This is a genomic window from Rhodoferax mekongensis (genome assembly GCF_032191775.1).
In the GTDB taxonomy this organism is placed as follows: Bacteria; Pseudomonadota; Gammaproteobacteria; order Burkholderiales; family Burkholderiaceae_C; genus Allorhodoferax; species Allorhodoferax mekongensis.
Map to the genome: position 1 here is coordinate 217,184 of NZ_CP132507.1, position 18,416 is coordinate 235,599.

Annotated in this window: 19 protein-coding genes; 6 read left to right on the top strand and 13 right to left on the bottom strand. The window is 60.5% G+C overall.

Annotated features, from left to right (window positions below):
- Positions 1-52: 52 nt before the first annotated feature.
- The 6 genes from RAN89_RS01000 to RAN89_RS01025 form a co-directional block, all read right to left on the bottom strand.
- Positions 53-1,810, bottom strand: coding sequence for a methyl-accepting chemotaxis protein (locus RAN89_RS01000; protein WP_313867843.1), 1,758 nt, complete (start codon positions 1,808-1,810; stop codon positions 53-55).
- A 61-nt stretch (positions 1,811-1,871) separates the two neighbouring features.
- A complete protein-coding gene (locus RAN89_RS01005; RefSeq protein ID WP_313867844.1) occupies positions 1,872-3,134 on the bottom strand; it encodes an FIST signal transduction protein in 1,263 nt (420 codons plus the stop codon).
- 39 nt (positions 3,135-3,173) lie between these two features.
- The gene (locus tag RAN89_RS01010) at positions 3,174-3,842 is read right to left on the bottom strand and encodes a PhaM family polyhydroxyalkanoate granule multifunctional regulatory protein (RefSeq protein WP_313867845.1); all 669 of its coding nucleotides are present in this window, start codon (positions 3,840-3,842) and stop codon (positions 3,174-3,176) included.
- 91 nt (positions 3,843-3,933) lie between these two features.
- Entirely contained in the window at positions 3,934-4,428 is a 495-nt protein-coding gene (locus RAN89_RS01015; RefSeq protein ID WP_313867846.1) for a copper chaperone PCu(A)C, read from the bottom strand.
- Positions 4,429-4,447: 19 nt separating this feature from the next.
- On the bottom strand, positions 4,448-4,951 hold the full coding sequence (locus tag RAN89_RS01020) for a YcnI family copper-binding membrane protein (protein ID WP_313867847.1): 504 nt from the start codon (positions 4,949-4,951) through the stop codon (positions 4,448-4,450).
- Between the two features lie 168 nt (positions 4,952-5,119).
- The gene (locus tag RAN89_RS01025; protein WP_313867848.1) at positions 5,120-5,497 is read right to left on the bottom strand and encodes a DUF2946 family protein; all 378 of its coding nucleotides are present in this window, start codon (positions 5,495-5,497) and stop codon (positions 5,120-5,122) included.
- A 120-nt stretch (positions 5,498-5,617) separates the two neighbouring features.
- Between RAN89_RS01025 and RAN89_RS01030 the strand changes: the two genes are divergently transcribed.
- Complete coding sequence (locus RAN89_RS01030) at positions 5,618-5,977, top strand: TraR/DksA family transcriptional regulator (protein ID WP_313867849.1); 360 nt, start codon at positions 5,618-5,620, stop codon at positions 5,975-5,977.
- An 84-nt stretch (positions 5,978-6,061) separates the two neighbouring features.
- Positions 6,062-6,667, top strand: a complete 606-nt coding sequence (locus tag RAN89_RS01035) for a MarC family protein (RefSeq protein WP_087497284.1) — start codon at positions 6,062-6,064, stop codon at positions 6,665-6,667.
- Positions 6,668-6,676: 9 nt separating this feature from the next.
- Here the strand turns inward: RAN89_RS01035 and fghA are convergent, their stop codons facing one another.
- Both fghA and RAN89_RS01045 read right to left on the bottom strand, forming a co-directional pair.
- A complete protein-coding gene (gene fghA, locus RAN89_RS01040; RefSeq protein ID WP_313867850.1) occupies positions 6,677-7,543 on the bottom strand; it encodes an S-formylglutathione hydrolase in 867 nt (288 codons plus the stop codon).
- Between the two features lie 56 nt (positions 7,544-7,599).
- Positions 7,600-8,673: a fumarylacetoacetate hydrolase family protein gene (locus tag RAN89_RS01045; RefSeq protein WP_313867851.1), complete on the bottom strand. Its 1,074-nt coding sequence runs from the start codon at positions 8,671-8,673 to the stop codon at positions 7,600-7,602.
- A gap of 105 nt (positions 8,674-8,778) precedes the next feature.
- Between RAN89_RS01045 and RAN89_RS01050 the strand changes: the two genes are divergently transcribed.
- From RAN89_RS01050 to purU, 4 genes are all read left to right on the top strand, one after another.
- Complete coding sequence (locus RAN89_RS01050; RefSeq protein WP_313867852.1) at positions 8,779-9,870, top strand: DUF3108 domain-containing protein; 1,092 nt, start codon at positions 8,779-8,781, stop codon at positions 9,868-9,870.
- A gap of 53 nt (positions 9,871-9,923) precedes the next feature.
- Positions 9,924-10,631, top strand: a complete 708-nt coding sequence (locus RAN89_RS01055) for a DUF3108 domain-containing protein (RefSeq protein WP_313867853.1) — start codon at positions 9,924-9,926, stop codon at positions 10,629-10,631.
- Between the two features lie 85 nt (positions 10,632-10,716).
- Positions 10,717-11,019 carry a BTH_I0359 family protein gene (locus RAN89_RS01060; protein ID WP_087495373.1) on the top strand — a complete coding sequence of 101 codons (303 nt, stop codon included), beginning with the start codon at positions 10,717-10,719 and terminating at the stop codon, positions 11,017-11,019.
- 55 nt (positions 11,020-11,074) lie between these two features.
- Positions 11,075-11,923 carry a formyltetrahydrofolate deformylase gene (gene purU, locus RAN89_RS01065; RefSeq protein ID WP_313867854.1) on the top strand — a complete coding sequence of 283 codons (849 nt, stop codon included), beginning with the start codon at positions 11,075-11,077 and terminating at the stop codon, positions 11,921-11,923.
- Between the two features lie 63 nt (positions 11,924-11,986).
- Here purU and RAN89_RS01070 read toward each other — a convergent pair whose 3' ends face one another.
- The 5 genes from RAN89_RS01070 to RAN89_RS01090 all read right to left on the bottom strand — a co-directional run bounded on the left by RAN89_RS01070 (position 11,987) and on the right by RAN89_RS01090 (position 18,413).
- Positions 11,987-13,651: a methyl-accepting chemotaxis protein gene (locus tag RAN89_RS01070; protein WP_313867855.1), complete on the bottom strand. Its 1,665-nt coding sequence runs from the start codon at positions 13,649-13,651 to the stop codon at positions 11,987-11,989.
- 61 nt (positions 13,652-13,712) lie between these two features.
- A complete protein-coding gene (gene asd / locus RAN89_RS01075; RefSeq protein WP_313867856.1) occupies positions 13,713-14,552 on the bottom strand; it encodes an archaetidylserine decarboxylase in 840 nt (279 codons plus the stop codon).
- Positions 14,553-14,691: 139 nt separating this feature from the next.
- A complete protein-coding gene (locus tag RAN89_RS01080; RefSeq protein WP_313867857.1) occupies positions 14,692-15,678 on the bottom strand; it encodes a Bug family tripartite tricarboxylate transporter substrate binding protein in 987 nt (328 codons plus the stop codon).
- A 53-nt stretch (positions 15,679-15,731) separates the two neighbouring features.
- On the bottom strand, positions 15,732-16,517 hold the full coding sequence (locus RAN89_RS01085) for an SDR family NAD(P)-dependent oxidoreductase (protein WP_313867858.1): 786 nt from the start codon (positions 16,515-16,517) through the stop codon (positions 15,732-15,734).
- 24 nt (positions 16,518-16,541) lie between these two features.
- Positions 16,542-18,413 carry a feruloyl-CoA synthase gene (locus RAN89_RS01090; protein ID WP_313867859.1) on the bottom strand — a complete coding sequence of 624 codons (1,872 nt, stop codon included), beginning with the start codon at positions 18,411-18,413 and terminating at the stop codon, positions 16,542-16,544.
- Positions 18,414-18,416 lie beyond the last annotated feature (3 nt).

An 18,416-nucleotide genomic window follows, 5' to 3' on the forward strand; every position in this document is an offset into this window, starting at 1 on the left:
ATCAATTTACGTAATTTCGACCAAACCCACAAGAACTGAACCGGGTCTGGCGTCAAAAGGTTTCCCAGTCATCGTCCCCGCCTGCTGGCGTTACCCGCGGTGCCGGCTTGGGAAGCGAGGCCACCTTGGAGGCAGGGGACGGAGCCGGCGCTTTGGTGGCCGGAGGTAATGAAGCGGCAGGCTTTGCAGCCGGGGCGGCCGCAGGCTTGCTGATGGCTTTGGGCACCGACGCTGTCAGGACGGGTGCAGCCGCCTTGCTGGGCTCCTGACCGGCCGTGAGTTTGAAGACCGACACCACTTGCACCAGGTCTTGGGCCTGGCTCTTCAGGCTGCTGGCTGCGGCGGCCATTTCTTCCACCAGAGCAGCGTTTTGCTGGGTGGTCTGGTCCATAGAGGCGACCGCCTCACCCACCTGCGCCACACCGGCACTTTGCTCGTTGCTGGCCGCGCTGATTTCGCCCATGATGTCAGTCACCCGGCGGATGCTGCTGACCACTTCGGTCATGGTTTCACCGGCCTTGTCGACCAAAGCAGTGCCCTGCTCCACGCGCTCTACGCTGGCGTTGATCAGGCTCTTGATTTCTTTGGCAGCTTCAGCGCTGCGGCCTGCGAGTGAGCGGACCTCAGTGGCTACCACCGCAAAGCCACGGCCCTGCTCCCCGGCACGTGCGGCTTCCACCGCTGCATTCAAGGCCAGAATATTGGTTTGGAAGGCGATGCCATCGATCACGCTGATGATGTCGCTGATCTTGCGGCTCGCCTCGTTGATGCCTTTCATGGTGTTTACCACTTCACCCACCACTTCGCCGCCCTGCACCGCGACCGTGGAGGCATTCATGGCCAATTGGTTGGCTTGGCGGGCGTTGTCCGCGTTCTGCTTCACGGCGGAGTTCAGCTCTTCCATGCTGGCCGCGGTTTCTTCCAGAGCGCTGGCTTGTTGTTCGGTGCGGGCACTCAGGTCATTGTTGCCCTGGGCAATTTCAGCGCTGGCGTTGGACACACTGTCAGACCCGTTTCGCACTTGCGATACGACCCGGACCAAGCTCTCCTGCATGCCCCGCATGGCCTGCAAGAGCTTGCCCACCTCATCGTTGCTCTGGCTTTCAATGCGGCCTGTCAAATCACCTGCCGCCACACTGGTAGCCACTGTCAATGCGTCGTCCAGAGGTTTGGTGATGGAGCGGGTGATGTAAGTAGCAGCGAATACCGCGAGCAGCACAGCCGCGACCAAAGAGCCCAGCAACACATTGCGCCCAGTGTGATACGCCCGCTCCGCTTGAGCTGCAGACTCATCGGCACCTTTTCGGTTCATGTCAATCAGCTTTTCAAGTGCCGCGCCCGAGCGCTCAAACATGGCCTTGGATTCGGATTCCAGGAGCATGGCAGCGCCAACAGCGTCATTACGGCGCGAATAGTCCTTGATGTCTTTGTGCAAGTCGAGGTAGAGCTTGCGGTATTTGTTGAACTCCTCGTACCCTGCCCGCTCTTCGGGGCTGCTGATCAGAGGCTCGTAACGCGCTCTCGCTTCCTTGATGGCTTCCTGGGTCTTGTCCAGCCGCTTTTCCAAATCTTGCTTGGCACCCTCCTCAATCGACAGCGCATGTTGCATTTCGAGAATACGGAAATCAGAAATCAGCGTATTGAGCCTGTTTGTTTCCTGCACACTCGGCAAAGCATTTGTTGCAATCTCGTTGGAGGCTGCACGTAAAGAATTCATTTCCACGAATGCCACCGACACGATCCCCACCATGACAGCGATCAGTAAGGAGAAGCCTGCGTACAGGCGAGTGCTGATTTTCAAGTTACCCATGCGTGTCTCCAAGTCGGCCAGCCATAAAGGCCAAATATAACCCGAATAATGATTTTTTATGTTATTCAGTAAAAACAGTTAAAACACCCGTATACCCATAGACGTGGTCGGCCGCAATCTCCCCGGCGGCAAAAAACCCGACCAGCGGCACATCGCCCAAAGCGCGGCGCACTATCTGCATTTCGGCACTTGCGCTGCCAAAGTGAGGGCCACCACGGCCCGAGCAGCTCACATACACCGCGCCGGCAATGCGCCGAGCGGGGTGCGGGGCAGCCTGAGCCTCATCGGGCTGCAGGGCGACCGCCAATTCAAGGCTCAGCTCCTGGGGCTCCAGTTCTTCGCGGATTTCGGCACAAATGCGCACCAGATCGGCTCTGGCAGCCTCCCGGTTGCGCTTGCAGAGGGCCAACTGCGCACCGGGCTCCACCACCTCGGCCACGGCAATACCGCGGCGCCCCGGGTCCAGCCCGATGATGTGGCGCACCGTCACCTCGCTGCCCAGATTCCCGGTGTTGCGCACCATGCCCGGGGCTTTGTCCTGCGCAGGCTCCGCCAATGCCACCAAGGTGGCACGAACCACCTCCAGAGCCTCCTGGGGCTGGTCAAGCGAAATTTGGAGGTCGCGCAGCATGACGTCCAGCGCAGGCTCTCCGTCCAGCGTTACCACCACGTTGTGGTCAGCATCGGTCACCGTGCGCGCCTTGGATACCGGGCTGCAACCTTGTGTGACACGCGACACCAAAGCCACGTCTTCCGAGAAAGCAACCCCGCTCAAGCCACCCGAAAACACGCCGCTAGCGGACCCATGCCCACTCAGGTTGCCGTCTGCCGCCACGGCAAACTGCACGCTGTCGCCACGACTGCTGGTGAGCCCCCCGAACAGGTAGCCTGCACTGGTGCGCCCGGCCATCTCGCGGACCAGCTCTGCCAACTCAATCGTGCTGCCATCGGCATGCACCAGTGCTGTGTGGGCCTCAAAGCCCAGGCCCAAAGGCGCTACCCCTGAAAACACCCGGTACTGGTCAGACGGCACATCCATCAGCATCACGGCCATGGCGGGCTCGTCGAAATATTCCACGTTGTTGCTCGCAATTCCCACCCCCACGGTGCCGGACCAATCGGTAACCAAGGGCAGCTCGCCACTCAGGTGCTCCAGGATGTCTTTGGCATGCGCGGCGTAATGGTCCGTGACATACAGCAATGCCAGCGTCGGGTTGGCCGCATAGTCAGCCAAGGCCATTTGAGCCCGCAGCTGCGCGAGCACCAAAGCAGCAGCCATCTGCCACTGCGGATGCGTGGCATGGGCATAAGGAAACATTCGCATGAGAGGTGGCGAAAATGCCGTCCGGAAAGGGGTTGGGCGCTAACGGCCGGTTGATTTCTTGGCAGGCGCTTTGCGGGGCGCCGCCCGCTTGGCCACTGCCTTTTTGGTTGCCGCCTTGGCCGTCTTGATGGCGTCTTTGGCCAGACCGGTGGCCATGTTTTTGGTGATGTCGGCGGCCGTCTTGCTGGTGGCTTCTTTCAAGGCGCTGGCAGCAATGTTCTGGAACTGCTGAGTGAGCGAACCCCAGAGCTGCAGCGGGTCCACCAGCGATGGGGTCGCCGTGGTTTTGGCAGCCTTGTCGTCTGACTTGCCGGTGGCAACATCACTGATGGTCTTGGCCGTCGCCGCGGCTTTTTCGGTGGCTTTTTGCACGCCGCTGTAGACCGAATCCGCGGCTTTGAGCTTGATCGCGTTGGCCATGTCACCGATGTTGAAATTCATGCCCTTCAGGGTGGCCAGCGTCATTTTCTGGACCTCCAGCGCCTGGATGGTGGCGCCTAGCGCGCGGGAGTTTTGCTCCAGCCAGAAGTGCACGTTTTTGAGCTCTTCAATCCGCTTGTCCAGCTCTTCCACATTCAAGGTGGGCGCCACCCAGTTGCCCAAGTTAGGCATCTGGGGGATGCTGGTGCTGGCGCCCTTGGCCAGGTTCTGCAGAAAGTCAAACCCGGGAACGAATTTGCCGAAACCGGAGGTGTCTGAATCGCTCATAAATGCTCCTAAAGGCTTGCACAAAGGGCCCTGCGCACAGCTTACTCCAAGCTGCGGCGGCTGAGCAGCGTGTTTGCGCAGGTTTTACGGCTTAATGCTTGTGCTCGCCGTGCGAAGCTGCAGGAGCCGAACCAGCAGGTGCTGTCTGAGACACCGCTACCTTGAGCTCTTTCTTGGTCTCCACGCCCTTGGCGTCTTTGAACGTCAGGGTGAGCGGAATGGTGGTGTCTTTTTGCAGAGGCAATTTCAGGTCCATCAGCATGATGTGGTACCCGCCGGGCTTGAGCTCAACGGACTTGCCCGCCGGCAAGTCCAGACCCGCGGCGAAGGCGCGCATTTTCATGACATCGCCTTCCATCTTCATCTCGTGCACCTCGGCAACCCCCGCCACGGGCGAGCTCACGCTCACCAGTTTGGCGTCCGTCGACGCTTTCAGCGTCATGAAGGCACCAGTCGCCTTTTGGCCCTGCACGGTGGCGCGGGCCCAGGCGTTTTGTACATCCACGGCTTGGGCCCAAGCGCCCGAGGCCATCACAGAGAGTCCGGCAGCCAAGGCGGCCGACAAGGTCGAACGGGAAAAAGTCATAAAAACTCCTCGTAAAAAATCAATGGGCGTGACCGCCGGAGGCCTGAACGTCCAGCACATCCAAACGGGCGGCGGGAGACTTCAGGCTGTGGGCATCCTGCCCGGCAGCAGGAATCTCGACCCAGGCGTTAGTGCCTTTGTCGCAAGCTTGCACGACCTTGAACCACAGGGTACCGGGCATTTTGGGCGTGGTGCCGCGGAACACGAATTCATCGGCAAATGCGTCAGGCAATGCGTTCTCAGCGCCCTTAGCAGTCCAGGTGATTTCCTGCACGCCTTCGGTGTACTTGGTGCCGTGCATTTCATAGGGTTGGTCCAGCTTGCCGACCTTGGTGCTCACCGTCCAACCGGCTTTCACCAAGGGCTGCGCGCCGTTAAATCCCGCAGGGATGGTGACCGTGATGGATGTGGTGGGCGCGCCGGCACAGCCATGGCCCACGCGCAGTACCCCCCGATAGCCGGCACCTGCTGCCGCAGCCTGGTCCTCCAGCGTTACATGAGAAAAAGCGGCGCTAGCGCTCATGGAAATTGCGCAAACAGCTATCAATTGCATAGCAAAACGATTCATGACAACCTCAAAACAATCGCCCGGCCGCTACGTACAGGCGCACCAGAGCAGAAATACAAAATCCGGAAAAGAAGAAAAAACTGACGCGACCGCACAGCCAGCGCCAAGCGCTGTCAGCGGCGCTCAGACTTGCGCAGGCGGGCCGCGGGCAGATGCTGCGTTGGCGAAGCGGACCGGAACACGCTCGGGCAGCGCTGCCGGTTGCGGGCTACGCGCTGCCGGGCCGGCATGCAGCGCCGCCATAGCCACCGGCAGTGCGCCGGCGGGCAGGCACAAGACGCAGTCCAGCGCGTGGGTCTGCATGCCCGAGGGTGCGCTGTCTGCGTTGCCGCCGACCGATTCGGCGACGAATGTGACCTTGCCTGCGGTCGTGCAAATCAGCGTCAATGCCTGCGGGTTAACCGCAGGGGCCGCCACCGCTACCCCGATGGACAAAGCAAACAACACCAGCATCCAACGGACGATGGAGCGTGCTTCGCGCAGGGATTGGAGGGAGGCCATGGAGGGCGATTATGGACGAGCCGACGAGCGCGCCCCCGGTCATCGCCCGGAACTTGACCCGCATCAAAGCTTTTGTATCCCGAAGGTAGAACATGACAGGTGCAAACCACAGGAAACACCATGACACACCCCGACCTTCACAGCTACCAGAAACAACTGCTCCAGCAACGCGATGCCTTGCGCGCCCGCCTGAACCAACTGCGCGGAGGCGAACCCAGCCGGGCTTTGGCCTCGGCGGCGCATTTCAGCGGGCACGAAGATACGCCCGCCCAGGCCAACACCGAGCGCGACTTGGAGCTGGCACTGGACGAGCACGAAACGGCCGAACTGCGTCGCATCGATGCCGCGCTGCAGCGCGTGGAGACCGGCACTTACGGCCATTTCGTGGCCTGCGGCACCACCATCCCTGAAGACCGGCTGCGCGCCACCCCGGACGCTGAGCGCTGCATGGACTGCCAAAGCGCGCTGGAAGACGCCTGAGGTCCATGCATGCCGGGTCAGCGGGCTGGTATTCTCTGCCGCTCTCTCCCGAACACGCCGCCAACACCGGCGTTACGCGCCATGATGAATTACACCTTCGCCTCTGCGACCATCCTGCTGATCCTGATTACCGACCCGGTCGGCAACATCCCGATTTTTGCCAACGCGCTCAAGCATGTAGCACCTGAGCGCCGGCCCAAGGTAATCCTGCGGGAAATTCTGATCGCATTCACGCTGCTCCTCACCTTCATGTTTGTGGGCGAGAGCTTTTTGCGGGTCATGAACCTGAGCGAACTGTCCTTGCAGATCGGCGGCGGCGTGATCCTGTTTTTGATTGCCCTGCGCATGGTGTTCCCGCCGGCCGCCACCGCAGAGACAGAGATCAAGACCGAACCGCTGATTGTCCCCCTTGCCATTCCAGCGGTGGCGGGCCCCTCTGCGCTGGCGACCGTGCTGCTGCTGGTATCCCAGCAACCGGACCGCCGCATGGAGTGGATAGGCGCGCTGTGCGTCACCATGCTGGTCAGCGCCGTCGTGCTGGTGTCGGCAGAGCGGATTCAGCGCATCATCGGCGACCGTCTGGTGGTCGCTGCCGAGCGGTTGATGGGCTTGGTGCTGGTGTCTGTGGCCATTGAGATGATGCTGCGCGGCATCAAGACTTTTGTGCAGCAGGTGGCGGCTGCCACCTGACGCTGCCGCTTAACTCGTCAGCCCGAGTCCCCGCGCATGATGGCGCAGGTGGTCGTCCATGAAGGTGCTGATGAAATAGTAGCCATGGTCGTAGCCCGCATGGCGCCGTAACGTGAGCGGCTGCCCGGCCTTGGCGCAGGCCGCTTCCAGCAGGTGCGGGTGCAACTGCTCCTCCAAAAACTTGTCCGCCAGCCCCTGGTCCACCAGAATGCCGCCAGGGAATGGCGCACTGGTTTGCGCCTCCATCAAGGCCACTGCGTCATGAGCCGCCCACAGGCTCTCGTCCTGACCGAAATAGCCGGTGAACGCTTTTTTGCCCCAAGGGCACTGGGTAGGCGCACAAATGGGGGCAAAGGCAGACAGGGTCTGAAACACACCGGGGTGCCGCTGGGCCAGCGTCAATGCGCCATGCCCGCCCATGGAGTGGCCGAACAGCCCCAGCCGGGCCGCATCCACGGGCAGGTCGCGCGCAATGTGCGGCAGCAACTCTTTGATCAGGTAGCTCTCCATGCACCAGTGCCCGCTCCAGGGCGCTCGCGTGGCGTCAAGGTAAAAGCCGGCGCCCACTCCGAAGTCCCAATGGTCCGCCTCGCCCACCAGCCCCGCACCACGCGGGCTGGTGTCCGGGGTGATGAGCGCCAGCCCCAGCTCGGCAGCCAAGCGCTGGGCACTCGCCTTGAAGGCAAAGGTTTCTTCGGTACAGGTCAGGCCGGCCAGGTACACCAGCGCAGGCACCGGGCCTACGGACGCTTGCGGCGGCAGAAACACCCCGAACCGCATGGGCAGGCCGATTTCCTCGGACATGTGTTTGTAAAACCGTTGCACACCACCAAAGCAAGCGTGCTCGCTTTGCAGTTCAAAAGAGGAATCAGACATGATTTGCTATTAAAAGTAGAGCTGCTCGCGCAATCAATACGGGCGCCATGGGCAAATTAAGGGGTCACGTCTTGGGCCGGACCGGCCTCGGGAACGGATGGGGCCGCGGTACCGCGGGACCGCACGTCCAGAGGCACCACTTCCTGATGGATAGCGCCGAACACGCTGCCTCCGTCCCGGCCTTTGACTTCGATGCGGATGGTGTCACCGAACTTCATGTACTCAGTGCTGGGCTGGCCATCCTGCAGGGTTTCCATCGCGCGCTTTTCCGCAATGCAGCTGTAGCCATGGGGCCATTCCGTGCGGTTCTTGCGGGCCACGCCTTTGTTGCTGACGGTGCCGGAACCGACAATGGTGCCTGCCCGCAAACGGCGGGTTTTGGCCGCATGGGCAATCAATTGACCGAAGTGAAAGTGCATGTCGCTTCCGGCCTCGCACATGCCGACCTTGCGACCGTTCCAGACGCATTGCACCGGCAGGTGCACCCGGCCACGTGCCCAAGCCTCGCCCAGCTCATCGGGTGTGACGACCACCGGGGCAAACGCGGTGGCAGGTTTGCTTTTTACAAAGCCGAAACCCTTGGCCAGTTCATCCGGCACCAGATTACGCAGGGTCACGTCGTTGACCAAGGCCAGCAGGCGCACAGCGTCCAGCGCGCGGTCCGACGCGCAACCCATGGGTACGTCGCCTGTGATCACTGCCAACTCAGCTTCGAAGTCCACGCCCCATGACTCGCTGGCGCAAACGATCTCTGCATGAGGCCCGGCGAGGTCGTCGCTGCCACCCTGGTACATCAAGGGGTCGGTCTGGGCACTCTCGGGCATGTCAGCACCCCGTGCCTGACGCACCAGCTCCACATGATTGAGGTAGGCCGAGCCGTCTAGCCACTGGTAAGCACGCGGCAAAGGTGCCATGCATTGCGCAGGGTCAAACGGAAATGCATGTCGCGCCCTACCCTGGTTGAGCTGGTGGTAGATGTCTTGCAGCGCGGGGGAAAGGTAGTTCCAGTCGTCCAGCACCTGTTGCAGGCGGTTGGCTATGTGGGTGGCGTAATGCGCCTGGCTCAGATCCCGGGAGACGACGACCAGCTGGCCATCACGGGAACCGTCCTGATAGGTTGCGAGTTTCATGCCGGCATTTTCGCTGGGTTTGGGCGCCAGACGGTTACAAGTGTCTACCGTACACTGGCCTTTTGCGTTCTATGGAACATGGCTGCGGCTTTATCCGGGACTCCTTTGCGCCCATCTTTGACCCTTCTGTCCTTGCGAAGCTTTATGGCGGTGCTGGCGGCTGTGCTCGCCTTGCATTGGTGGCTGCTCGGCGGTTTTCGGCTCGGGTTATGGCCGGGTGAGTCCGATAGTGCCGGTGAAACGGTAGCCCCCCTAAGTACCCGCATGATTGCGGCCCCGCAGGATAGTCCGGCACCACAACCGCCGCCCGTTCCGTCGGCACCGGAGCCCACCGCCCCTGCGGTGAAATCCGTTCCCACGCAACCCAACGGGACAGCAGAGGGCGGACCGGTACAGCCGGCATTGGTGCCTGAATCGCAATCATCCGGCACGGCGGCAGACCCTCCGCCCGTTAATCACCCTGCCACAGAAAGCGCGACGCTTGCACCACCGGCAGAACCGGCGCCTCCGGTCGCGGAACCGGTAGCCAGCAGCGACCGATTGCCCCGGTTTGCCTTCCCCCCGCCCGTGGTATTGAATTACGACGTGTTTGGCATGAGCGATGGTCAACAAAATGTGGTGGGCGCGGCCATCACCTGGAAGCATGACGGCGAGAACTACCAAGCCAGTCTGGTGGTAACCAAGTTTTTGATCAACTTGCGCCAATGGACAAGCAAAGGCGCACTGACAGCCGCCGGCTTGGCACCGGTACGCTTTGGTGAAAAAGGCTTCCGCAGGGCAGAGGTGGCATCCCACTTTGTGCGCGATGAGGGCAGGGTGATTTTCAGCGCCAATTCGGAGCCGGCCCCTTTGCTGCCGGGGGCGCAGGACTATTTGAGCGTATTCATACAACTTGCCAGCCTCTGGGCGGGCGAACCCAGCCGGCTGACCGCCGGTGACACCCTATCGTTCCAGACCATAGGCCCCCGGCAGGCAGAAAGCTGGATGTTTGTGGTGTCGCCCGAAGAGCGCGTCACAGTGCCAGGCGGCAACATGCAGGCCATCAAACTGACCCGTGAGGCGACCGGCGACTACAGCACCAAAGCCGAAATCTGGCTCGCGCCTCAACTGGCCTACTTGCCTGCCCACATCCGGCTGTCCGAACCCAACGGCAATGTGCTGGACATGGTTTGGACAGACAGCCAAATCCCCCAATAAGCATGACACAGAGAATCCAACTTGGTCTGACAAAACCACTTGCAGCATGGGCAATGGCTTTCGCCTTTACCTGCTCGCCGCTGGCCGCACAAACGGCAGCCACGGATGTCGCTATGACCCACAAGGCGCCGGCCCCGGTTCGCATGGCCTACGACGTAGAGGGCGTGATCTCATCCGCTTACACCGGCACGGCCGAGTTAGTCTGGTCACACGACGGCAAGACCTACCAATCGCAATTGCTGATCCGCAAATTCGGCCTCACCCTTCAGGCGTGGACCAGTCAAGGCACCTTGACGGAGCGCGGCCTGGAGCCTGACAAGTTCACCAGCAAGCGCCTGGGGCAATCTGAAATCAATGCACGCTTTCAGCGCAGCGCCGGACGGATTTCCTTCAGCGAGGGAACCCCCGATGCGCTCTTACAGGCCGGCGCCCAGGATCAGCTGAGTGTGTTTATGCAATTGGCCAGCTTGCTGGCGGGCAACAGCGCACAGGGTGCTGCAGGGAAAAGCATCAGCCTGCAGGCCATCGGGGACCGCTATGCCGAGCAATGGACCTTCAAAGCGGGCGCTCCGGAAATGGTCAAGCTTGCTAACGGGCCTGTATCGGCCATCAAGTTCACGCATGAACCCAGTGCAGAACGCAAACAAAGACTGGAGCTCTGGTACGCACCGAATTTGCAGTTTTTGCCGGTTCGCATCCGCATTACGGAATCCAACGGCGATTACCTGGATTTAGTGTGGGCAAATAGCCATAACCGTTGAGATTTGCACGGACACGCATTTTTGCTGCTACTCTTGAATCGGTGCAGATGGCATCTATTTACGGATCATCTCTCTGAAATCACCTATGCATACGCTCTACGAATCCGATTCTTTCTCCGTCACGCACATGCTCGCCAACGGCGAAGCCGAGGATCAGGCACCGGAAAAAACCGAGCGCTATCCTCTGGGCGTACCCAGCCTGGCCCGCCATGGCTTTGAAATCGTGGACAAACGCTCCAACAAAGAGGTGTACCTGGACGGCTCATGGGCCGAACTCTTTCAGCAACACATCATGGCCTGGCAGGTGAATACTCCGACCCAGGAAGAGGTGGAAGACACGCTCGAACAGTACGCCGAGCTCGCGCAGACGCCTGTCCAGGTGCACTGAACGGGCAAGCGGCTCACGGCCTGCCCCCGTTGCGAGGAACTGCGACAATCGGGGGATGAGCCAGACCTACATCCTTACGTTTTCCTGCCCCGACCGCTTGGGGCTTGTCCACGCTGTTTCGGGTTTTTTGCTGGAACGCGGTGGCAACATTGAAGAAGCAGCCCAGTACAACGACCACGACACGGGCCTGTTTTTCATGCGGGTGCAATTCAGCTGCAGTCAAATGAGTCACGCAGAGCTGAAGTCCCAACTGGGCACTTTTGCCGAACCTCTCAAGCTCCAGTGGAACCTGCAGTCCGTGGCGCAGCCCATGCGCACGGTCATCATGGTCAGCAAAGAAGGCCATTGCCTGAATGACTTGCTATTCCGCTGGAAGAGCGGCCTGCTGCCCTTGGACATCCGGGCCATCGTGTCCAACCACCGCGAGTTTTACCAACTCGCCGCCAGCTACAACGTGCCCTTCCACCACATTCCGGTGACTGCAGCCACCAAAGAACAGGCCGAAGCCAAACAGCTGGAAATCATTGAAGCAGAAGGTGCAGAACTGGTGGTTTTGGCCCGCTACATGCAAATCCTCAGCGACAACATGTGCCGGCAACTAAACGGCCGCGCCATCAACATCCACCACAGCTTTCTGCCCAGCTTCAAAGGCGCCAAGCCCTACTACCAGGCCCATGACCGCGGTGTGAAGTTGATTGGTGCAACCGCCCATTACGTGACGGCAGACTTGGATGAGGGTCCCATCATTGAGCAGGACGTTGCCCGCGTGGACCACAGCCGTACCGTGGAAGACCTGACCACACTGGGCCGCGACACCGAAAGCCAGGTGCTGGCTCGCGCAGTCAAATGGCATAGCGAACACCGCGTGCTCTTGAATGGCCACAAGACCGTGATCTTCCGGTAAGGAATCATCGGATGCAAAAACGGCGGCCCAAGGCCGCCGTTTTTGTTGATACCTACGGTGGGCTTAACTGCGCAAGTGGAAGCGCCCGACCAGCTGATCCAGAGACTGCGCCTGTTCATCCAGCGATTGCGCTGCGGCGGCAGCTTCTTCGACCAGTGCAGCGTTCTGCTGGGTGCTGTCGTCCAACTGCGCGACCGCCCGGTTGATCTCTTCAATTCCGTGGCTCTGCTGGGCCGAGGCACCGGAAATTTCTTCCATCACCGCGCTGGTTTGTTGAACGGTGTCCGCCATTTCACTGATGGTCTGGCCGGCTTTGCTCGCCAGCTCTGCACCTTCTTTCACTTGGCGCGTGGACTCTTCGATCAGTGCATTGATTTCACGGGCCGCCTTGGCACTGCGTTCCGCGAGCGAGCGCACCTCTTGCGCCACCACCGCGAAACCACGCCCCTGCTCCCCGGCGTGTGCAGCCTCGACCGCTGCATTGAGCGCCAGGATATTGGTCTGGAACGCAATGCCCTCGATCACACTGATGTTGCCGTGGATGGCCTGGGTGCTCTTGCTGATCTTCTCCATGGTGCTGACGACGTCAGCGACTACTTCGCCACCCAAACGGGCTGAGCGGCTGGCATTGCCGGAAAGTTGTGCAGCCTCCGCAGCGCTTTCTGCATAGCGCCGGGTAAGCGCAGCCATTTGCTCCACATTGGTGCTTGTTTTTTCGAGCGATGCACTTTGTTGCTCCGTCCGCTGTGACAAGTCCAGGTTCCCCATGGAGATCTCGCGTGAGGCATTCGCCACTTGCTTGGAGCTGTCTGCAATGTCACGCATGGTGTCAGACAACTTCATCTGCATGTCACGCAGCGAATAGAGCAAACTGTCGTTATCTTTGGGTGCGAGCTGGATTTGCATCGTCAGATCGCCATCCGCGATCCGGCTGGCAATGGACTTGGCGTAAGCTGGTTCACCGCCCAGTTGGCGGGAGAGGCGCCCCGTAACCCACGCGCTGATGACCAGCGACAGAATCAGCAGCAGCACCATGATGCCGACCACCCACATCTGGGAGGACTTGTAGATCTGGCCGGCATTTTCAATGGTGGCCTTGGCAGACTGTGCGCGCTGCTCCACCAAGGTATCGACCAGTTTTTCCAGTTTGCGGGTATCATTGAGCAAACGGGCGTCTTCGGTAGGAACGTCGGTGCTCATCTGCATCAAGTCCAGCGGTTGCTCCTTCACGAGAGCGATATAGGCGCTTTGACGTTTAGCCCACTTGCCCATGGCCTCAATCAATTCCTGGCTGGTTGCAATGGTTTCCTCAGAGGTCGACAAGCCCTTGATGATGTCCAAGCGCTTTGCAATATCACCCAGGCTGGTTTCAATGGCGGCACCCAAGGTGTTGCGTTCAGCCGCAGTGGTGGCTGTTAGCAACTGGGTCTGGGCGCGACTAGCACGTAAGATCAGGCCGCGCGCCTCTTCGGCAGCTTGGCCGGCTGCGTATTCCTGTTCATAAATGGCCTTGGTGGACGCATTCAAGCGGCCCATTTGGAACAGGGAAAACACGCCAATGACCACCGCCCCCAACAACACACTGGCGAATGCGAGCCACAAGCTGGAGCGCACCGTCATGTTTTCCAGCGCGGTGATGCGAGTGCGCTGATACGGCGCGGGCTCGGGGACGCCACTCTCTCCAACGACGGAAACGGGTGATTCGTTCACGATGGCAACGTTATTCATACTTTCCCTCTTTGGGGTTTCAAAAAACTCAGGATACTGAATTTCAGCCCCTTTTGCTCGCCTAAATACCCATACTTTCACCCAGCTGTACAGGTTTGGCCGGCGCCCAATCCGGATTGAAATTCAGTGCGTCCTTGCGGAACAGCAAGACCACGGTCGATCCAAGCAAGAACCGGCCCATCTCTTCGCCCTGTTTCAACACTACCTTGCCAGCGTCATAGCGCCACTCGGTCACCTGCGGCAAGCGCGGAGGATTCACCACCCCGTGCCAGGTGGTAGCCATGCTGCCCACCACGGTGGCGCCGACCAGGGTCAGCACAAATTCGCCATAAGGTGAATCAAACACGCACACCACTCGCTCGTTGCGGGCAAACAAGCCCGGCACGCCACGCGCAGTCGTGGGGTTGACCGAGAACAAATCGCCCGGCACATAGATCATGCGGCGTAACTCACCATCACACGGCATGTGAATGCGGTGGTAGTCCCGTGGGCTCAGATAGATGGTGGCGAAAGTTCCGTTGTCAAACTGCGCCGCCAATTGGGCATCGCCTCCGACCAGTGCGGTGCTGCTGTAGCGATGACCTTTGGCTTGAAAAATTTGGTCTTTGTCGATCGCGCCGAACTGGCTGATGGCGCCATCCACAGGACACACAAAAGGCACGTTGGCCAGCGGACGGGCACCCGGTTTCAGGGCCCGCGTGAAGAATTCGTTGAATGTGGGGTAGGCCGCGGGATCGGGGTTGGCCGCTTCGGCCATGTTTACCTTGTATTTCCCGATGAACCAGCGGATCAGTGCCGTGGTGGCTTTGCCGCCCCGTGCACCGGCAATCACCCCTGCAAAGGCGGTCAGTGCTTTTTTGGGGAGAAGGTATTGCGGGAGTACAGCGAGGGCGTCGGACACAGGGGGGCTCCCGAGAGAAAAAGAGGGCCATTCTACTGACGCTTCTTTTTCTCCATAGAGCGTTTCCCCCTAGGCGCAGCAGACGGTGCCTGCTTGGCGCTCGACAGAGGAAAAAGTACCAATTAGCCTTGTTGGCGTCTCAAGAATCAGCGGTAAATCCGATTTTTTTGATCAGCGGCCCCCAAGTATCGAACTCTGCCTTTTGCCAGCGCGCCTGTTCTTCGGGTGTGGAGCCGCGGGGAATCAAGCCTACCAATGCAAGACTTTCGATCACCGATTTTTCCTTCAACGCGGCATTGATGGCTGCATTGGCGGCCATTACGACCGGCTTGGGGGTATTGGCGGGGGCATAGAAGCCGAACCATTCTTCTGTCGTGAGCTCCGGGAAGCCCTGCTCTGCGAATGTGGGCACTTCAGGTGCGTAAGGTGAGCGATTGGGGCCGGAAGTACCCAGGATCCGCAATTTGCCGGCCTTGTAGTTGGCCAGGTAGTCGCCATGGGGCGTCACCATGGCAGCTACCTGCCCACCCACCAGATCGGTAACCCCGGGCACTGAACCACGGTAAGGCACATGCCGGAGCTCTACCCCACTGTTGATGCCCAGCAATGCCCCGATGAAATGCGGTGTGGAACCGGCACCGGGTGATCCATAACTCGCATCTTTCGGGTTGGCCTTGGCCCATGCCAGAAAATCCTTCACCGTTTTGACATTGGCAGGCACCATGGGGCCGACCGCCAGCCCATGGTGCATGATGGCTGCGATGGAGACAGGTGCGAAGTCCTTGTCTGCATAAGGCATCTTGTTGAAGATGTGCGGATAGCTCGCCAGGGCCGACACCTGTGACAGCGCCAGCACTGATCCATCAGCGGGCGCGTTCTTGAGAGCCTCCAAGGCGATGCGTCCGCCAGCGCCGGGTTTGTTTTCCACAATGCCTGCGTTTTTGCTAAACGGGGTTCCCGCCCATTTCTCAGCTACACGGCGGGCTACCGTGTCGCCGGAACTGCCCGGCGGGAAGCCGAAGTACACCTTGACTTGGTCTACCTGCGCTTGCGCGGTGAGTGGATATAGCGCGCCCAAAGCAGCGCTGCTGCCCAAGGCCTGGATGAGTTGCCTGCGAGTGAACATGGTTGTCTCCTATTTTTGGTTTGCAGGTTGCTGAGGGAAAGATGTAGCGGTGCTCAGCGCGGGGCCATGCGCAATGCGCCATCGAGCCGGATCACTTCGCCATTGAGGTGTCCATTGGTCACGATGTGGCAGGCCAACTCGGCGAACTCTTGTGGTTTGCCCAGACGTGGCGGAAAGGGAATGCTGGCCGCGAGGGACTGCTGCACGGCTTCCGGCAACTCCTTCATCAAGGGGGTGGCAAACAAGCCCGGCGCCACCGTGCACACCCGGATCGCGTGCTGCGCGAGGTCTCGGGCCATGGGCAGCGTCATACCGACCAGACCGCCCTTGGACGCGCTGTAGGCCTGCTGGCCCACCTGCCCGTCAAAAGCCGCCACGGATGCCGTGAACATCATCACGCCACGCTCGCCGTTCTCCAGAGGCGTCAATTTGCTACACGCTGCTGCGAACAAGCGACTGATGTTGTAGGCGCCAATGAGGTTGATAGAGACCACACGCGCAAAGTCCTCTAGGGGCGCTGCTGTTCCATCCCGTTGGACCACGCGCTTGGCGCTGCCGATGCCGGCCACATTCATGAGGATGCGGGCAGCACCCAGTGCTTGCTCCGATGCGGCAAGGGCGGCTTGCGCACTATCGGTCTGCGTGATGTCGCAGCGCAGCGCGATGGCTCGGTCTTCCCCGAACTCTGCCCTGATCGCGGACGCCACGGCTTCTGCTTGTGCCTCATTAATGTCCAGCACGGCGACTCTCGCTCCCAGTCTCGCCAGTTCACGGGCAGTCGCCTCCCCCAAACCCGATGCTGCACCGGTCACCAGTGCGGTTTGCCCTTGAATGTTCATGTGTGTTCCTTCGACGCTACGCGCTCAGACCGTGGGCTTGATGATGAAAGGGAGGGTGTCGTCGTGCAGGCCTTCGACCAGTGCGTGACGATGTTTCAGCACCGCGCGCTGGTTCAGGGAGCCCTTGTCAGTGATCTCGCCCTTTTCTGCGGAAGGTGGCTCCACCATTAAAAGCACGCGGGCGACGCGGCTTGCACTGCCAGTGGCCTCACGGGCCAGCTGGTCGACGATGGCTTCTATGCGCTGGCGTACTGCGGCACTTTGAACCACATCAGCCCAGGGAGCATCTGCAGGCAGGTTGGCTACATCGCGGCAGGCCGCGGACAGGAAAAGCAAGGCACCGACCTCTTTGCGGTTCAGTCCGGTAATCACCGCATCCTGGATGTAGGGAGCACCCGACACCACGATCTTGGCGCGCATGGGCCCCACGCTCACAAACGTGCCCGTAGAGAGCTTGAAGTCCTCCGCGATCCGGCCGTCAAAACGCAGGCCCCGGTGAATATCAGCCTCGCTGATCCACTTCACCGCATCCCCGGTGCACAAATAGCCTTCCTCATCAAACGCATCCCGCGTAGCCGCATCGGAGCGCCAGTAGCCCGGGGTCACGTTGGGTCCGCGGTAGCGCACCTCGGTTTTTCCATCCACATCCACCAGTTTGAGCGTCATGCCGGGCACCGGCACGCCGATGTCGCCGGACGCCACATCCGGGCTGTTGACGAACATGGCAGAGGGCGAAGACTCGGTCATGCCCAGCCCGGTGGCCATCACAATCCGCTCGCCGATGGCAGACTCTTCGATGGCATGCAACTTGTCCCACACGGCCTGGGACAAACCTGCACCGGAATAGAAAAACACCTTAAGGCGCGACAGCAGGGTCGTGCGCAATGTCGCATCCGACTCCATGGCAGATGCAATCATCTCGAAGCCGGTGGGCACGTTGAAGTACACCGTCGGCGCAATCTCGCGCAGGTTGCGCAGCGTCTCCCCGATCAGGGCCGCGGTGGGCTTGCCGTCGTCGATGTAGAGGGTGCCGCCATGCTGTAGCGTGAGCCCGAAGTTGTGGTTGCCCCCGAAGGTGTGGTTCCAGGGCAGCCAGTCCAACAAGACAGGTGGTGCTTCGGCAAAAACGGGCAAGGACAAGGAAATCTGCTGCAGGTTGGCACACCACATGCGCTGCGTGTTGATGACCGGTTTGGGCAGCTTGGTGGAACCGCTAGTGAACAAGAACTTGACGATGGTTCCTGGGCCGGTGGCATGCATGGCCGCATCGATGGCAGGCGTGGCTGGTGTGACCAACAAGGAGGCGTAAGAGGTTGCATCCCGCCCTTGCAGGTGCCCGGCTGCAGCCACCACCTCAACATCCGGATCGACGGTGGCGGCAACTCCCGCGCCATAGCGAGTGGCATCCGCCACGAATACCAGCCCCGGGGTCAGGGTATCCATCACATGGCGCAGCTTTTCGTAGTCCTGGCTCAGGGTGGCATAGGCGGGAGACACCGGACAGTAGGGTACCCCGGCATACAAGCAACCCAAGGCCATCATGGCGTGCTCCAGACTGTTTTCGCTGAGGATGACGACAGGGCGCTCAGCGCTCAAGCCCCGGTCCAACAGCGCCTGCCCGATGCTGCGGGCACTTGCGAGCGCTTGGGCATAGGTGATGTGCTGCCATTCGCCGGTCGTGCCATCCGGCAACTGCTGGCGTCGGGCCAGAAAGGTCTGGTCCGGTGTGGTCTCTGCCCAATGCACGAGGTAGTCGGCTATCCGGCGGGCGTAGGCACCCAATGCCAAATCAGCCTGCAGATAGCGAACACCGGGGGCGCCATCTGTCACCGTAATGCGAGTGACGCCAAACTTGGTGGCGCGGTAGCGGATGGTGGGGAGTTGCATGTCGCTCATGAC

Bases quoted from the DNA above. Each gene is read 5' to 3' on its own strand.
- RAN89_RS01000 (WP_313867843.1), bottom strand. From the start codon at position 1,810: ATGGGTAACTTGAAAATCAGCACTCGCCTGTACGCAGGCTTCTCCTTA.
- RAN89_RS01005 (WP_313867844.1), bottom strand. From the start codon at position 3,134: ATGCGAATGTTTCCTTATGCCCATGCCACGCATCCGCAGTGGCAGATG.
- RAN89_RS01010 (WP_313867845.1), bottom strand. From the start codon at position 3,842: ATGAGCGATTCAGACACCTCCGGTTTCGGCAAATTCGTTCCCGGGTTT.
- RAN89_RS01015 (WP_313867846.1), bottom strand. From the start codon at position 4,428: ATGACTTTTTCCCGTTCGACCTTGTCGGCCGCCTTGGCTGCCGGACTC.
- RAN89_RS01020 (WP_313867847.1), bottom strand. From the start codon at position 4,951: ATGAGCGCTAGCGCCGCTTTTTCTCATGTAACGCTGGAGGACCAGGCT.
- RAN89_RS01025 (WP_313867848.1), bottom strand. From the start codon at position 5,497: ATGGCCTCCCTCCAATCCCTGCGCGAAGCACGCTCCATCGTCCGTTGG.
- RAN89_RS01030 (WP_313867849.1), top strand. From the start codon at position 5,618: ATGACACACCCCGACCTTCACAGCTACCAGAAACAACTGCTCCAGCAA.
- RAN89_RS01035 (WP_087497284.1), top strand. From the start codon at position 6,062: ATGAATTACACCTTCGCCTCTGCGACCATCCTGCTGATCCTGATTACC.
- fghA (WP_313867850.1), bottom strand. From the start codon at position 7,543: ATGTCTGATTCCTCTTTTGAACTGCAAAGCGAGCACGCTTGCTTTGGT.
- RAN89_RS01045 (WP_313867851.1), bottom strand. From the start codon at position 8,673: ATGAAACTCGCAACCTATCAGGACGGTTCCCGTGATGGCCAGCTGGTC.
- RAN89_RS01055 (WP_313867853.1), top strand. From the start codon at position 9,924: ATGGCTTTCGCCTTTACCTGCTCGCCGCTGGCCGCACAAACGGCAGCC.
- RAN89_RS01060 (WP_087495373.1), top strand. From the start codon at position 10,717: ATGCATACGCTCTACGAATCCGATTCTTTCTCCGTCACGCACATGCTC.
- purU (WP_313867854.1), top strand. From the start codon at position 11,075: ATGAGCCAGACCTACATCCTTACGTTTTCCTGCCCCGACCGCTTGGGG.
- RAN89_RS01070 (WP_313867855.1), bottom strand. From the start codon at position 13,651: ATGAATAACGTTGCCATCGTGAACGAATCACCCGTTTCCGTCGTTGGA.
- RAN89_RS01080 (WP_313867857.1), bottom strand. From the start codon at position 15,678: ATGTTCACTCGCAGGCAACTCATCCAGGCCTTGGGCAGCAGCGCTGCT.
- RAN89_RS01085 (WP_313867858.1), bottom strand. From the start codon at position 16,517: ATGAACATTCAAGGGCAAACCGCACTGGTGACCGGTGCAGCATCGGGT.
- RAN89_RS01090 (WP_313867859.1), bottom strand. From the start codon at position 18,413: ATGAGCGACATGCAACTCCCCACCATCCGCTACCGCGCCACCAAGTTT.